Genomic DNA, 14,947 nt, shown 5'->3' on the forward strand with positions numbered 1-14,947 from the left:
CCGGGCCGTTCCGATCCACGCTACAGACCCGGGGCCGCGCATCGCAAAGAAAGTGCGGATCACGCCGTGTCAGCGGCCGGGCGGGGCGTCGCGCAGCATGCAGGTGAGACGCGCGGTGCAGACCCTCCGGTCCTGGTCGTCGGTGATGACGATGTCGTAGGTGGCGAGGGTGCGGCCCCCGTGCGCGCGGGTCGCCACGCCCGTGACGTACCCCTCGGTCGCGGACCGGTGGTGGGTGGCGTTGATCTCGATCCCGACGGCGATGCGGTCCGGGCCCGCGTGCAGCGCCGAGCCGACCGAGCCCAGGGACTCGGCCAGGACGCAGGAGGCGCCGCCGTGCAGCAGCCCGTACGGCTGGGTGTTGCCCTTGACCGGCATGCGCCCCACCACGCGCTCGGCCGAGGCCTCCAGGTACTCGACGCCCATGTTCTTCGCCAGGTCGCCGTGCGCGCCGAACTCCTCCCCCGCGAGGATCTTCGCGCCCAGGTCCTCCGGGGTCGCGCCGTCGGTGTCAGTCACTTACGCCTCCACAAAACTGTCGTACGCGCAGACTAGAGTCCTGGTGTGGCGACCTCACCAACGACCCCTGACAAGCGCGACCGGCTTCTTCTGCTCGACGGCCATTCCCTGGCCTACCGGGCGTTCTTCGCGTTGCCCGTGGAGAACTTCTCCACGACCGACGGGCAGCCGACCAACGCCGTGTACGGCTTCACCTCGATGCTCATCAACGTCCTGCGCGACGAGCAGCCGTCCCACATCGCGGTGGCGTTCGACCGCTCCGAGCCGACGTTCCGGCACGAGCAGTACGTGGAGTACAAGGCGGGCCGGCAGAAGACGCCCGACGAGTTCCGCAGCCAGGTCAGCCTGATCTTCGAGGTGCTGGACGCGCTGCGCATCCCGCGGCTGTCGGTCGCCGGGTTCGAGGCGGACGACATCATCGCCACGCTGTCCGTCCAGGCCACCCGCGCCGGGATGCAGACCCTCATCGTCACCGGCGACCGCGACGCGTTCCAGCTGGTCGACGACTCGGTGACGATCCTTTACCCCATCCGCGGCGTGTCGGAGCTGGCCCGGATGGACCCGGCCGCCGTCGAGGCCAAGTACGGCGTCCCGCCCGAGCGCTACCGCGAGCTCGCCGCCCTCGTGGGGGAGAGCAGCGACAACCTGCCCGGCGTGCCCGGCGTCGGCCCGAAGACCGCCGCCAAGTGGCTCACCAAGTACGGCGACCTCGACACCCTCGTGAACCGGGTCGGCGAGATCAAGGGCAAGGCCGGCGACAACCTGCGCGAGCACCTGTCCGGCGTGCTGCGCAACCACCAGATCAACAAGCTCGACTGCGAGGTCGGCCTGGAGCTGGCGCCGCCGCAGCTGGCGATGGGCCAGTGGGACCGCGACGAGATCCACACCCTGTTCGACTCGCTGCAGTTCCGGGTCCTGCGCGAACGGCTCTACTCCTCGATCTCGGCGGCCGAGCCCGAGGCCGAGGAGGGCTTCGACGTCGAGGTGGAGGCGCTCGAACCCGGCGCGCTCGGCGCCTGGCTCGACGCCAACACCGCCGAGCGGATCGGCGTCGCCGTCACCGGCACCTGGGGCCGCGGCACCGGCGAGATCACCGCGCTGGCGCTGGCGTCCACGAAGGGCCCCGCCGTCCACCTCGACCCGGTCGAGCTGATCGAGGACGACGAGCGCGCCCTCGCCGCCTACCTCGCCGACCCCGCCCGCCCCAAGGCGATCCACGAGGCCAAGGGCCCGATGCTGGCGCTCGCCGCGCGCGGCATGCGGCTGGAGGGCGTCACCAGCGACACCGCGCTCGCCGCCTACCTCGCGCTCCCCGGCCAGCGCACGTTCGACCTCGCCGACCTCGCCCTGCGCTACCTGCACCGCGAGCTGCGCAGCGAAACCGAGGACTCCGGCCAGCTGACCCTGGACGGCTCCGGGGAGGAAGAGGCCGCCGAAGCCCTCGCCGTCCGCGCGCGCGCCGTCACCGAACTCGCCAACGTCCTCGACAAGGACCTCGAAAAGCGCGGCGCCACCCGCCTCCTGCACGAGGTCGAGCTGCCGCTGGTCGGCGTCCTGGCCGCCATGGAACGCGCGGGCATCGCCGTCGACGCCGACCACCTGGCGGGCCTGTCGGCGTCCCTGGGCGGCCAGGTCAAGGAACAGGAGCAGCTGGCCCACGCCGCCGTCGGCCGCGAGTTCAACCTCGGCTCGCCCAAGCAGGTCCAGCAGGTCCTGTTCGACGAGCTGAACCTGCCCAAGACCAAGCGCACCAAGACCGGCTACACCACCGACTCCGAGGCCCTCACGACCCTCCTGGAGAAGGACGGCCACCCGTCCTGGAGCACATCCTGCGGTGGCGGGAGGTCGCCAAGCTCAAGAGCATCGTCGACTCCCTCATCCCCATGGCCGACGACGCCGGCCGCATCCACACCACCTTCAACCAGATGATCGCCGCCACCGGCCGGCTCTCCTCCACCGACCCCAACCTGCAGAACATCCCGATCCGCACCGCCGAAGGCCGCCAGATCCGCGAGGCCTTCGTCGTCGGCGACGGCTACGAGTCCCTCCTCACCGCCGACTACTCCCAGATCGAGCTGCGCATCATGGCGCACCTGTCGGAGGACGACGCCCTGCTGGAGGCCTTCGGCTCCGGCGCCGACTTCCACACCATCACCGCCTCCCGCGTCTTCGGCCTGCCGCCCGAGCAGATCGACTCCGAGCTGCGCGCCCGCATCAAGGCCATGAACTACGGCCTCGCCTACGGCCTGTCCGCCTACGGCCTCTCCCAGCAGCTGCGGATCTCCCCCGACGAGGCGCGCGGCCTCATGGAGGAGTACTTCGAGCAGTTCGGCGGCGTCCGCGACTACCTGCGCGACATCGTCGCCAAGGCCCGCCAGGAGGGCTACACCGAGACCATCCTCGGCCGCCGCCGCTACCTGCCCGACCTCAACTCCGACAACCGCCAGCGCCGCGAGATGGCCGAACGGATGGCCCTCAACGCCCCCATCCAGGGCTCGGCCGCCGACATCATCAAGGTCGCCAGCCTCAACGTCGACCGCGCCCTCCGCGACGCCGGCCTCACCTCCCGGATGCTCCTCCAGGTCCACGACGAACTCGTCTTCGAAGTCGCCCCCGGCGAACTCGACGACCTGAAAGCCCTCGTCAGCACCCAGATGGCCGACGCCTACGAACTCCGCGCCCCCCTGGGCGTCTCCATGGGCACCGGCCGCACCTGGCAGGACGCTGCTCACTAGTTTTTTGCTTTTTTCTCCTCCTTCGGGCCTTGGCGGCCCTCCATCGTCGATAAAAGCGGGCGATCGCTGGCATCGCTCCGGCTCGCCTTGCGGCTCGCTGCGCGATCAGATTCAAGCTTCGCTTGAATCTGCCTTCGGACGCGATCGCGGCTGTTGAGGTTGTCGCGGGGTGCGGTGGGGGCTGAGGTTGTTGCGGTAGTGGGTGCTGGTTGGTGTGGGGGGCTTGCCTGGCGGCTCGCTGCGTGGGCGGATTCTTGCTTCGCTCGAATCTGGCATTCCGCGCGATCGCGGCCTGTGAGGTTGTGGTGGTGGTGAGTGCTGGTTGGTGGGTGGGCTTGCCTTGCGGCTTTGCTGCGTGGACGGGTTCTTGCTCGGTCGCATCTGCTTTGGACGCTGTCGCGAGTGCTGGGGGCGGTTGAGCGCTTGGCAGTGAAGGGGCTGGCCGCCTTGGGGGCGGGGTCTGTCGTGGCGGGGGGCGGGGTCCGGGGGTGCTTCAGCGGGCCAGTGCTTGGCGGTAGTCCTGGTCGGTGGCCAGGAGGTCGCGGTGCGTGCCCTCCGTGGTGATGACGCCCTCGTCCAGGACCAGGACCTGGTCGGCGGCGTCCAGGAGGGCGGGGCTGCTGGTGATCACGAGAGTGGTGCGGCCCCGGCGCAGCCTGGCGATGTTGCGTGCGACGAGCTGTTCGGTGACCGCGTCCACGGCGGTCGTGGGGTCGTGCAGGACGAGGACGGGAGCATCGGCGGCCAGGGCCCGGGCAAGGGACAGGCGCTGGCGCTGCCCGCCGGAGAGGTCCGCGCCGCGGTCGCGGACGGGGCGGTCGAGCCCTTCGCGGTGGAGGGCGACGACGTCGGTCAGCAGGGAGGCCTCGACGGCCTCGGAGACCATCCGGGCGGTGCCCGACGGGTCGATGTTCGTGCGGAGGGTGCCCGCGAAGATCTCCGCGTGGGACGGGTTCACCAGCAGGTGCTCGCGAAGCGCGTCGACCGCCAGGTGCGCCGCCTCCCGCCCGCCGACCCGCACCGCGCCCTCGAACGCGCTCGGCGGGACGTCGCCGGCCAGGACCGACACCAGGTCGGTGACCGAGCGCTGCCCGTAGGCGGCGACGGCGACGAACCGGCCGGGGGGCACGTGGAACTTCAGCTTCCGCAGGGACCCGTACTGGACGCAGTCGACCTCGAGGCCGCCGTCGGCGGCGGGACGATCCGAGCCCGGGGTCGCCACCGGCGGCGCGGCCAGCACCAGGGCCATCCGCTCGGCGGACGCGCGAGCGACCATGACGTACTTCGGCATCTCCGAGAAGAGCTTGAGCGGCTCCATGATGAACTGCGCCAGGCCGACGGCCATGACGAGTTCCCCGGTGGTGATCTGGTCCCGGAACGCGAGCCGACCGGCCAGCAGGGTCACGGCCGTGGCGAGGACCATGTTGAGGGCCACCGCCGTGCCCGCGTACGCGCCGTTCGCCCTGGCGACGGCGATCGCCTGGTCCCTCGCCTCCCCGCTGACCCCGCGGTAGGACCGCAGCGCCGCGTGGTTGCCGCCGAAGCCGTGCAGCGGGCGCAGGCCGGTGATCAGGTCGGCGACCTTCGCGCCCGCCCGCGCCACCCGGGCCTGCTGCTCGCCGGTGCGGGTGCCGATGCGCCTGGACATCACGCTCAGGACCGACAGGATCCCGACGGTACCCGCGATCACCAGCAGGCCGAGGCCCACGCTGGCCGTCCCGAGCGCGACCGCCGCGATCAGCACCGCGACCAGCGAGCTGACCAGCAGCGGCACCACCTCGATGATGTCGGCGGTCTGGTCGGCGTCCTCGGTGGCGATCGTCAGTACCTCGCCGGACTTGAGGTCGGCGTCCCTGGCCACCGGCTGGAGCCCGCAGGCCGCGACCCGCACCCGCCAGCGGTGCGCCTCGGTCGTGTTGGCCCTCTGCAGGACGCGCATCCCGAACCGCCACGAGAACGACACGGTCGTGATGATCGCGGCGAGAGCGGCGAACGACAGGCCGAGGGCACCGAGGCTCCGGTCCCGGAGCGCGTGCTCGACGATCAGGCCGAGCGCGATGGGGAAGGCGGTCTCGCCCGCCTGGTACATGCCCATGAGGACGGTGCCCCAGGCCATGGCGCGGGCGTTGCGGCGCAGCGCGGACCGGAGGATGCCGGCTCCCGTGCGGGGCCCCGGGCCGTCCGGGGTGGTCATCGTGGGCTCAGCCTCCCGTCCGCCAGGCCCGCCACAGCCGCGCGTACCTGCCGCCGAGGGCCACCAGTTCTTCGTGCGCGCCCTGCTCCACGACGCGGCCGCCGTCCAGCACGGCGATCCGGTCGGCCATCCTCGCCTGGGTCAGCCGGTGCGCCACGAGCAGCGTCGTGCGGTCCCGGCACGCGGCGAGGACGGCCCGCTCCAGCTCGGAGGCGCCCTGGCTGCCCGCCTCCGCGGTCGACTCGTCCAGCACCACGACCGGGGACCGGGTCAGCACCAGGCGGGCCAGGGCGATCTGGGTGACCCGGGTGGCGTCGAGGCGCTCACCGCCCTCGCCGACCAGGGTGTCCAGCCCGGCGGGCAGCGCGTCGACCCATCCGTCCGCGCCGACCGTGCGGAGCGCGTCCCTCAGTTCGGCGTCGGTCGCCTCCGGCGCGGCCAGCCGCAGGTCGGCGGAGAGCGGGCCGGAGAAGACGTGCGTCTCCTGCGTCAGGATGCTCACCAGCGCGCGCGCTCCGGCCTCGTCCAGTCCGGCGAGGTCGGTCGGTCCGATGCGCACCGATCCGGCCTGCGGGGTGCCGATGCCCGCGATGAGCGCGGCCAGGGTCGACTTGCCCGCGCCGGTCGCGCCCACCAGCGCGAGCGACCCGCCCGCCGGGATCGTCAGGTCGACGTCGCGGAGGACGGGCTCGTCGGCTCCGGGATAGGCGAACGTCAGCCCCTCGACCGTCACCGGGTACGCCTCGGTGTCCGCCGGCGCGGCGGCGGCGCCCACCAGCCGGTCGTCCGCGGCCTCCCCCAGCACCCCGACCAGCCGGGTCAGGCTCGCACCCGACTTCTGGGCCTCGTCGAAAGTGAACAAGATGGCGCCCAGTGGGTTGAACAGGCGGTGGAACAGCAGCGGGGCGGCCGACACCTCGCCCAGGCTGGCGGCGCCGGCCTCCAACAGGGCGTACCCCACCGCGATGATCAGGACCAGCCCGATGAACTCGGCGCGGTTCTCTCTGCCGACGAACCGGCCGAAGAGGCGGAACACCTCGATGCCGATCTCGCGCACCCGCCACGACTCGCGGGTGACCTTCGCCTGGAAGGCGTCCTCAAGGCGGTACGCCCGGACCGTGCCGATCCCGTCCAGGCCGCTGATCAGCTCCTGCGCCCGGTCGGCCTGGGCGGTCCGCTGCTTCGCGTAGAGCGGGGCCGACCTCGGCAGGTACCAGCGCAGGGCCAGCGCGTACGCGGGCAGCGCGCCGAGGCCCGCCAGGCCGAGCCGCCAGTCGAGGCCGAACATTCCCGCGGTGGCGATGGCGACCAGCACCCCGGCCGAGAAGACCGTGGGGACGGCCGTGCGGATGCCCTTCGACAGGACGGCGACGTCGTCGCCGACCCTGGAGAGCACATCGCCCCGGCCGGCCTGCTCGATCCGCGTGCTGGGCATGGCGAGCACCGCCCGGACGGCGCCCTCCCGCAGCCGCGCGAGCAGGTCCGCGCCGAGCCGGCCGACCAGGTGCGTCGACGCCGCGGAGGCCGCCGCGGCGAGCGGCGCGCCGGCCGCCATGAGCAGCCCGATCTTGATCAGGATCGATTCCGGTCCGCCGTCGGCGACGCCGTCGACCACCCGTCCGAGCAGCAGCACGGGCAGCACCTGGAGCGCCGCGCCGGCCACGGTGGTGAGGACGGCGGCGGACGTCGTCCACGGCGTCTCGCGGCAGCGCGCCGCGACCCATCGGGCGGCCTCGCGCCCGGTCGCCGTGTGCAGGGCGGCCGGGGCGAGGCGCGTGCCGGGGGCGCTCAGCACCTAACCGGCCGACTCGACGATCGCGTCGATCGCGTACGGCAGGGACGGCAGGGTGCTCTGGGAGATGGCGGCGCCGACCGCCGGCCCCTCGCTGTCCAGCAGGTACGACACCTTCCCGCCCTTGACGGCGGAGAGGTTGGCGAACAGCTCGAACTTCTTCAGCGCCTCCTGGTCGGCCCTGTCGTTGATGACGAAGACGCGGTCCACGTCGACGAGGTCGATGCGCTCGGGGGACAGCACGGTGAAGAACTTGCCGCCCGCGATCTTGTCGATCTCCGTGGCGCCCTTGAAGCCGATGCCCGACACCAGCTGTCCGCGAACGTCGGTGGTGGTGAAGGGCGCGACCGAGTTCTTGTACCAGGACAGCACGACGGCGGTCTGGCTCCCGAACTCCGGGTGCGCCTTGCGGGCGGCGGCGAGCCTGGCCTGGACGTCGGCGACCTTCTTCCTGCCCTCGGCCTCCTTGCCCAGGGCCTTGGCGATCTGCACCGCGTTGTCCTGCCACGGCGCGCTGAACGGCTCCTTCTCGGCCTTGGTCCGGCCCACCGTCGGGGCGATCTTGGAGAGCTTGTCGTAGGCGGCCTTGTCGATCTCGGAGTAGACCGCGATGATCAGGTCCGGCCGCAGGGCGGCGATCTTCTCGAAGTTCGGTCCGGAGTCGCCGTTGGTCATGACGACCTCGGGCCGGGCGTCGCCCCACTTGTCCTTCACCCAGGGCCACTGGGTGTTGATGTCGGGAGTCCGGCCCGGCGGGTTCGGGTACTGGTCGACCATGCCGACCGGCCTGACGCCGAGGTCCAGGATGGTCTGGTCGTCGGTGTAGCCGACGGAGACGACCCGCTCGGGGGCCTTGCTGATCGTGGTGGAGCCGAACGCGTGCTCCACGGTGACCGGGAACACGCCGCCCGCGGCGGCACGGGCGCCGCCGCCCGGCTCGTCGGCCGAGCCGGAACCGCATCCCGCGAGGAGGCCGGCGCCGAGGATCGCGGCGGACAGTGCCGCCGCCAACCGCCGCCAGGATGTCGTGAGTGTCGTTCGATGGGGGGTCATGCAGGATCCTCGCTTGTGCGCTGTCCGCTACGACCTGGTGTTGGGGGTCGGTCGTAACGTAGTAGGTAAGGGAAGGCTAACCTAACTCATGGAACGTTCCGATGGGCCGCCGCGTCCCGCCCGGGCGTGGGCGCGGCCGATCGGAACGATGAGCGGCCGGTCTCCCACCGGGTCGTCGATCACCTCGGCGCGCAGCCCGAACGCCTCGCCCAGCAGCTCGGCGGTGATCACGTCCCTCGGGTGCCCCTGCGCCAGGATCGACCCCGCCCGCATCACGACGAGGTTGTCGCTGTAGCGCGCGGCCAGGTTGAGATCGTGGAGCACCATGACCACGGTGCGCCCCGACTCGTGCAGGTCGTCCACGAGGTCCAGGACATCGATCGCGTAGGCCAGGTCCAGATACGTGGTCGGCTCGTCCAGCAGCAGGAGGTCGGTGCCCTGCGCCAGGATCATCGAGATCCAGACACGCTGGCGCTGCCCGCCGGAGAGCGTGTCGACCGGACGATCCGCCAGATCCGACACCTCGGTCATGGCGAGCGCGCGCTCCACGACGTCGGCGTCGTCCGAGGACCACTGCCGCAGCCAGCTCTGGTGCGGATGGCGGCCCCTGGCGACGAGGTCGGCGACCGTCAGTCCCTCCGGCGCGACCGGCGCCTGCGGCAGCAGGCCGAGCTTCTTCGCCACGTCCCTCGTCCGGAGCCCGGCGATGTCGGCGCCGTCCAGCACGACCGCGCCTCTGGCCGGTCTGAGCAGGCGCGACAGGGTCCGCAGCAGGGTCGACTTCCCGCAGCCGTTGGGCCCGATGATCGTGGTGATGACCCCGGACGGGATCTGCACGTCGAGTCCGTCGATGACCGTCCGCCCGCCGTAGCCGACGGCGACGCCCCTGGCGGCGAGCCGCGCCGCGCCGTCGCCGGATCCGGCCCGCCCGGCGGCCGCGAGATCCGGTTCGCCTTTTCTGCGCCGCGCCATCATGCCGCCTTCCTCAGGTTCGCCCGCACCAGCAGATAGACGAGGAAGGGGCCGCCGATCGCGGCGGTCACCACGCCGACCGGCAGAGCCGCCGGCAGCGCGGTGCGCGCCACCAGGTCCGCGCCGGTCAGCAGCGACGCCCCCACCAGGCCGGAGGCCGCCAGCGGCGGCGTCGGGCACCTCGCCAGCCGCATCGCCACCTGCGGCGCCACCAGCGCGACGAACGGGACCGGGCCCGCCGCGCTCACCGCCACGCCCGCCAGCAGCACCGCGCACAGCAGCATGACCGCCCGCACCGCCGAGTACCTGACGCCCAGGCCGGCGGCGACCTCGTCGCCGAAGTGCATCGGCCTGAACTGGAACGCGGCGCCCGCCACGACGGCCAGGAGGACGAGCGTGCAGCCCAGCGCGGCCCAGGCCTGGTTCCACGACCGGCCGTCCAGCGAGCCGACCAGCCACACCTGGGCGCGGGCCACGTCGGTGATGTCGGCCGTGACCAGCAGCCAGGTCGTGACCGCCTGCATCAACGCGCTCACCGAGACGCCGATGAGGACGAGCCGGAAGCCGTCGATCCCGCGGCGCCACGCCAGGAGATACACCAGCAGACCGGTGCCGAGACCGCCCGCGAGCGCCGCCGCGGGAAGCCCGACGGATCCGGTGACCGCCGCGGTGGCCCCGCCCGACACCGTCAGCAGCAGCACCGCGACCGCGGCGGCGCCCTGGGTGATCCCCAGGACGTCCGGGCTGGCCAGCGGGTTGCGCGCGATGGACTGGGTGATCGCACCCGAGACCCCGAGCGCGACCCCCACGACGAGCCCGGCCAGGGCGCGCGGCAGCCGCAGGTCCATGATCACGAATGTGTCGAAGCGCTCGCCGCGGCCGAGAAGCGTGGCGACCACCCGGGGCAGGCCGATCGGGAAGTCGCCGGCGCCGATGGACAGGCAGAACACCAGGAAGGTCGCCGCCGCCAGCAGCAGCGTGACCAGGACGGGCCAGGGCCGCCAGACGAACGACACCCGGCCGAGCCGCACGCCCGGCGCCACCGGCCGCTTGAGGTCCGTCGCGCTCATGAGGTCCTGAGCCTTCCGCGCCACACCAGGGCCGCGAAGAACGGGGCGCCGAGGAGCGCGACGACGATGCCCGCGTCCAACTCGCCCGGCCGCGCGACCAGGCGGCCCGCGATGTCGCAGACCAGGAGGACGACGGCGCCGAGCAGCCCCGCGTACGGAACGAGCCAGCGGTAGTCCGGACCGGTCAGGTGACGCGCCACATGGGCCACCATGAGCCCGAGGAACGCGATGGGGCCGCACGCGGCGGTCGCCGCGCCCGCCAGCAGGGTGACGGCGACGATGCCGACCGTCCGGCTCCGCGCGATGTTCACCCCCACCGCCCGGGCGACGTCGTCACCCAGGCTCAGGAGGTTGACGGCGGGCAGAACGGTCAGCGCCAGGACGAGCCCGACCACGACGAACGCGGCCACCGGCCAGATGACGCGGAATCCCACACCGGCCACCGACCCCGCGTTCCAGAACCGCAGCGCGTTCAGCGACTGCCGGCCCGACAGCGCGACCGCCGTGGTCATCGCCGCCAGGAACACGGTGACCCCCTGCCCGGCCAGCGCCAGCGTCAGCGGGTTGCCGGCCCCCCGCCCGATGCTCGCCAGCCCGAACACCACGGCCCCGGCCGTCGCCGCGCCCAGGAACGCGAACCAGACGTACTGGAGCGGGCTGGTGAACCCGAAGAGGGAGATCGCCGACACCACGGCGAACGAGGCGCCGGAGTTCACCCCCAGCAGGCCCGTGTCGGCGATCGGGTTGCGCGTGCACCCCTGGATCAGTGCCCCGCCGACCCCCAGGGCGGTGCCCGCCACGATCGCGAGCACCGTCCGGGGCACCCGCACCGTCTGCACGATGAGCCTGATCTGGGTGAGCCGCTGATCGGAGCCCGGCGCCGCGAACAGCCCGTCCCAGACCTCGCCGGGGCTCAGCGCCCGCGCTCCGACGGCCAGCGACGCCGCGCCCGCGGCCGCGAGCACCGCGACGAGCACGCCCAGCCCCGCGACGCGCCGCCTGCGCGCCGCCGCGACCCCGGCCCCGGGACGGGCCGCGGACGGCTTCCTCGTGACCGCGCTCATGTGCGCCCGCCGAGCCCGGTCAGCACGCTTTTCCTCCGATATCGGCCATCAAATGAGGGAAGCCTAACCTAACGTGATGCGACCGGCCGCTTTGCCCTCGATCCGTGGCGACGGCGCCCCGCCGAGCGGTGCGGCCGATCTGCCCGCACACCTGTGCGCGGCTCGACTCGGCCCTCCTGCGCGTCACGCCGTTGGGGGATCGCGGGGGACTGGCGCCGTCGTGTGACGCCCGGCGAGTCCGGCGGACCGAGCTCTGATGGAGGCCGGGCCTTCCTTCACTGACCGGTTCTCGCGAAGCGCAGCGATTTCGCCTTATTTGCAACCTTTGGGTTGTTCTGTTCCTTTAACGATGACCGCTCCGTTCACACGCCCTTTGTGGGTGGGCGAGTCAGGGGTTTGCGGTGAGCCGTTGTTTTTCGGGGGTGGGCGGGTTTTACCGGGGGTTTCCGGACTTGGTCTGTTGTGGGGCGGGGTGCGGGTGGAGCGTGGGGATCATTCGGGTACGCCGGTTGGTGTCCGTAGATGTCCGGGGGGTCGTACGCTGTCCTCCTGGTCCTGTTCGGGTCGACCGGCGGGGGTGCCGTGCCTCTCCTTCACAAGATCGCTGGAGTTGTGGTCGTCTGCGCCGTGGTCCTGGGGCTGACGCTTCCCGGGGGGCGGAAGGAACATCGCAGGGAGAATGTGGCGGAGCGGGCTGGAGCCGCGTCCGAGGCGACGCCCACCGCGCGGGCGGCCAAGGCGGGGATCGCGCCATCGCCCGGGGCTTCGGCGAGCGCGACGCCTTCGGTGACGGTGTCCACGCCCATTCCCGCGGCGGCGGCCGGGGCGGTCGCGGTCAAGGCGAACGAGCTGGGGCAGATCCCGGTGCTGATGTACCACCGGATCATGAAGAAGCCGGAGCTGTCGCTGGACCGGTCGAGCAAGGAGCTGTACGACGAGCTGACCGGGCTCGCCAAGGACGGCTACCACCCGATCACGGCGGCCGAGTTCGTCAGCGGGCGGATCGACGTGCCGGCCGGCCGGCATCCCGTGGTGCTGACGTTCGACGACAGCACGCCGGGGCACTTCGGGCTGGACCCGCAGGGCAACCCGGCGCCCGACACGGCCGTGGCGGTCATCGAGCAGGTCGCGCGGGAGAACCCGGGGTTCCGGCCGGTCGCGACGTTCTACCTGAACAAGGAGCTGTTCGGGATGGACGACACGCGGGCCGCCGCCGGGTTGGGGTGGCTCCGGCAGCACGGGTTCGAGCTCGGCAACCACACCGTGTCCCACCCGAGCCTGTCCGGCATGTCCGAGAAGGGCGTGCACAAGGAGATCGGCGACATGGAGGACCGGATCGTCCGGCTCACCGGGACGCACACGACGACGTTCGCGTACCCGTTCGGGGCCGTCCCGAAGAAGAAGGCGTGGGCCGAGAAGCAGGACGGCCGGTACGCCTTCCAGGGGATCTTCCTGGCCGGGTGGCGCCCGTCGATCTCACCGTTCGACGCCGACTTCGACCGGTGGAGCATCGACCGGGTGCGCTCCGAGGGCAAGATCAAGGAGAACGACTGCACCAAGTACTGCTCCACGGCGTGGCTGGAGTACCTGGACAAGAACCCCGATGAGCGGTACACCTCTGACGGAGACCCGAACACCGTGACGTTTCCCAAGGCGGCCGAAGACCGGATCGCCAAGCAGTACCGGGGCTTTGCGCGGATGTACTGATCGCCGACGTCACCGGTGGATTGACCACGGGGGTTCGGTCCCATATCCTGATCGCTGCGCTGTGGGCCTGCGCGCGCTTCGGACGGAGCAGGCTCGCGCTCGGTCAGGTCGGCGACATCGGTTCGGTTCACTGACGCGACGTTTCTTGGTCGCGTTCCCTTCCGGTTCTCGGCAGGGCGGATAACGGCCCTCCGCGCACAAGCCCATCACGACTTCCATGTCCGTACCGGAGCCAGCCGACACATGACGAGCAGCACCGAGGCCACCTCGACCACCCCGCAGGTAGCGGTCAACGACATCGGGTCCGAGGAAGCCTTCCTCGCGGCGATCGATGAGACCATCAAGTACTTCAACGACGGCGACATTGTCGAAGGCACTGTCGTCAAGGTCGATCGTGACGAGGTCCTCCTCGACATCGGCTACAAGACCGAGGGCGTCATTCCCTCGCGCGAGCTGTCCATCAAGCACGACGTGGACCCGAACGAGGTCGTCTCCACCGGAGACCACGTCGAGGCCCTCGTCCTCCAGAAGGAGGACAAGGAGGGCCGGCTGATCCTGTCCAAGAAGCGCGCCCAGTACGAGCGCGCCTGGGGCACGATCGAGAAGATCAAGGACGAGGACGGCATCGTCACCGGCACGGTCATCGAGGTCGTCAAGGGCGGTCTCATCCTCGACATCGGGCTGCGCGGCTTCCTGCCCGCCTCGCTGGTCGAGATGCGCCGGGTCCGCGACCTGCAGCCCTACGTCGGGCGCGAGCTCGAGGCCAAGATCATCGAGCTGGACAAGAACCGCAACAACGTGGTGCTGTCCCGCCGCGCCTGGCTGGAGCAGACGCAGAGCGAGGTCCGCCAGACCTTCCTCAACACCCTGCAGAAGGGCCAGGTCCGCAAGGGCGTCGTGTCCTCCATCGTCAACTTCGGCGCGTTCGTCGACCTCGGCGGCGTCGACGGTCTGGTGCACGTCTCCGAGCTGTCCTGGAAGCACATCGACCACCCGTCCGAGGTGGTCGAGGTCGGCCAGGAGGTCACGGTCGAGGTCCTGGACGTCGACATGGAGCGCGAGCGCGTCTCCCTGTCGCTCAAGGCGACCCAGGAAGACCCGTGGCAGCAGTTCGCCCGCACCCACCAGATCGGGCAGGTCGTCCCGGGCCGCGTCACCAAGCTGGTCCCGTTCGGCGCGTTCGTCCGCGTCGAGGAGGGCATCGAGGGCCTGGTGCACATCTCCGAGCTGGCCGAGCGGCACGTGGAGATCCCCGAGCAGGTCGTCCAGGTCGGCGACGAGATCTTCGTGAAGATCATCGACATCGACCTCGACCGGCGCCGGATCAGCCTGTCGCTCAAGCAGGCCAACGAGGGCGCCGCGGGGATCGAGGAAGAGGACTTCGACCCGACCCTGTACGGCATGCCGGCCGAGTACGACGACCAGGGGAACTACAAGTACCCCGAGGGCTTCGACGCCGACACCGGCGAGTGGCTGGAGGGCTTCGACGAGCAGCGCGAGACCTGGGAGCGGCAGTACGCCGAGGCCCGCACGCGCTTCGACGCCCACCGCAAGCAGATCGAGGAGGCCCGCAAGGCCGAGGCGGAGGCCAGCGCCGAGCCCGCGGCCAGTGCTGAGACCTCCTACTCCGGCGGCGGCGAGAGCGAGTCCGGCGGTGGCGCCCTGGCCACCGACGAGGCGCTCGCCGCGCTGCGGGAGAAGCTCTCCGGCGGGCAGTGACGCCCAGCTGACGCGCCGTCCGCGCGCGGCCGCCACGGCGGCCCGCGCGGCGGCCGGTGAGACCCTGAACACGGCCGGAGAACGATCTTTCGAGATCGGCCTCCGGCCGTGCTGCGGTTGCG

At 71.6% G+C, this 14,947-nt stretch carries 9 protein-coding genes and 1 pseudogene; 3 read left to right on the forward strand and 7 right to left on the reverse strand.

Annotated features, from left to right (window positions below; genetic code table 11):
- Positions 1–69: 69 nt before the first annotated feature.
- Complete coding sequence (locus BJ999_RS15425; protein WP_179838564.1) at positions 70–486, reverse strand: PaaI family thioesterase; 417 nt, start codon at positions 484–486, stop codon at positions 70–72.
- A 78-nt stretch (positions 487–564) separates the two neighbouring features.
- Between BJ999_RS15425 and polA the strand changes: the two are divergent.
- Positions 565–3,254: pseudogene (polA, locus tag BJ999_RS15430) on the forward strand (DNA polymerase I).
- A 493-nt stretch (positions 3,255–3,747) separates the two neighbouring features.
- Here the strand turns inward: polA and BJ999_RS15435 are convergent.
- The 6 genes from BJ999_RS15435 to BJ999_RS15460 form a co-directional block, all read right to left on the reverse strand.
- Positions 3,748–5,448 carry an ABC transporter ATP-binding protein gene (locus BJ999_RS15435; RefSeq protein WP_179833947.1) on the reverse strand — a complete coding sequence of 567 codons (1,701 nt, stop codon included), beginning with the start codon at positions 5,446–5,448 and terminating at the stop codon, positions 3,748–3,750.
- A 7-nt stretch (positions 5,449–5,455) separates the two neighbouring features.
- Positions 5,456–7,243 (reverse strand): ABC transporter ATP-binding protein, encoded by a 1,788-nt coding sequence (locus BJ999_RS15440; protein ID WP_229809919.1) that lies wholly within the window; start codon positions 7,241–7,243, stop codon positions 5,456–5,458.
- The gene (locus BJ999_RS15445; protein WP_179833948.1) at positions 7,244–8,293 is read right to left on the reverse strand and encodes an iron-siderophore ABC transporter substrate-binding protein; all 1,050 of its coding nucleotides are present in this window, start codon (positions 8,291–8,293) and stop codon (positions 7,244–7,246) included.
- An 81-nt stretch (positions 8,294–8,374) separates the two neighbouring features.
- Positions 8,375–9,268 carry an ABC transporter ATP-binding protein gene (locus BJ999_RS15450; protein WP_229809920.1) on the reverse strand — a complete coding sequence of 298 codons (894 nt, stop codon included), beginning with the start codon at positions 9,266–9,268 and terminating at the stop codon, positions 8,375–8,377.
- On the reverse strand, positions 9,265–10,335 hold the full coding sequence (locus BJ999_RS15455) for a FecCD family ABC transporter permease (RefSeq protein WP_179833949.1): 1,071 nt from the start codon (positions 10,333–10,335) through the stop codon (positions 9,265–9,267). Before BJ999_RS15455 ends, BJ999_RS15450 begins: the two co-directional genes overlap by 4 nt.
- Positions 10,332–11,399 (reverse strand): FecCD family ABC transporter permease, encoded by a 1,068-nt coding sequence (locus BJ999_RS15460; protein ID WP_179833950.1) that lies wholly within the window; start codon positions 11,397–11,399, stop codon positions 10,332–10,334. Before BJ999_RS15460 ends, BJ999_RS15455 begins: the two co-directional genes overlap by 4 nt.
- A gap of 681 nt (positions 11,400–12,080) precedes the next feature.
- Between BJ999_RS15460 and BJ999_RS15465 the strand changes: the two genes are divergently transcribed.
- Both BJ999_RS15465 and rpsA read left to right on the forward strand, forming a co-directional pair.
- Positions 12,081–13,106, forward strand: coding sequence for a polysaccharide deacetylase family protein (locus tag BJ999_RS15465; RefSeq protein ID WP_229809921.1), 1,026 nt, complete (start codon positions 12,081–12,083; stop codon positions 13,104–13,106).
- Between the two features lie 243 nt (positions 13,107–13,349).
- Positions 13,350–14,825, forward strand: coding sequence for a 30S ribosomal protein S1 (rpsA, locus tag BJ999_RS15470; protein ID WP_179833952.1), 1,476 nt, complete (start codon positions 13,350–13,352; stop codon positions 14,823–14,825).
- The last annotated feature ends 122 nt before the right edge of the window (positions 14,826–14,947 follow it).

The organism is Actinomadura citrea (genome assembly GCF_013409045.1).
GTDB classification, from domain to species: Bacteria; Actinomycetota; Actinomycetes; order Streptosporangiales; family Streptosporangiaceae; genus Spirillospora; species Spirillospora citrea.

What these genes read in the sequence shown, in the direction of transcription:
- BJ999_RS15435 (WP_179833947.1), bottom strand. Translation starts at nt 5,448, where the DNA reads ATGACCACCCCGGACGGCCCGGGGCCCCGCACGGGAGCCGGCATCCTC.
- BJ999_RS15445 (WP_179833948.1), bottom strand. Translation starts at nt 8,293, where the DNA reads ATGACCCCCCATCGAACGACACTCACGACATCCTGGCGGCGGTTGGCG.
- BJ999_RS15450 (WP_229809920.1), bottom strand. Translation starts at nt 9,268, where the DNA reads ATGATGGCGCGGCGCAGAAAAGGCGAACCGGATCTCGCGGCCGCCGGG.
- BJ999_RS15455 (WP_179833949.1), bottom strand. Translation starts at nt 10,335, where the DNA reads ATGAGCGCGACGGACCTCAAGCGGCCGGTGGCGCCGGGCGTGCGGCTC.
- BJ999_RS15460 (WP_179833950.1), bottom strand. Translation starts at nt 11,399, where the DNA reads ATGAGCGCGGTCACGAGGAAGCCGTCCGCGGCCCGTCCCGGGGCCGGG.
- rpsA (WP_179833952.1), top strand. Translation starts at nt 13,350, where the DNA reads ATGACGAGCAGCACCGAGGCCACCTCGACCACCCCGCAGGTAGCGGTC.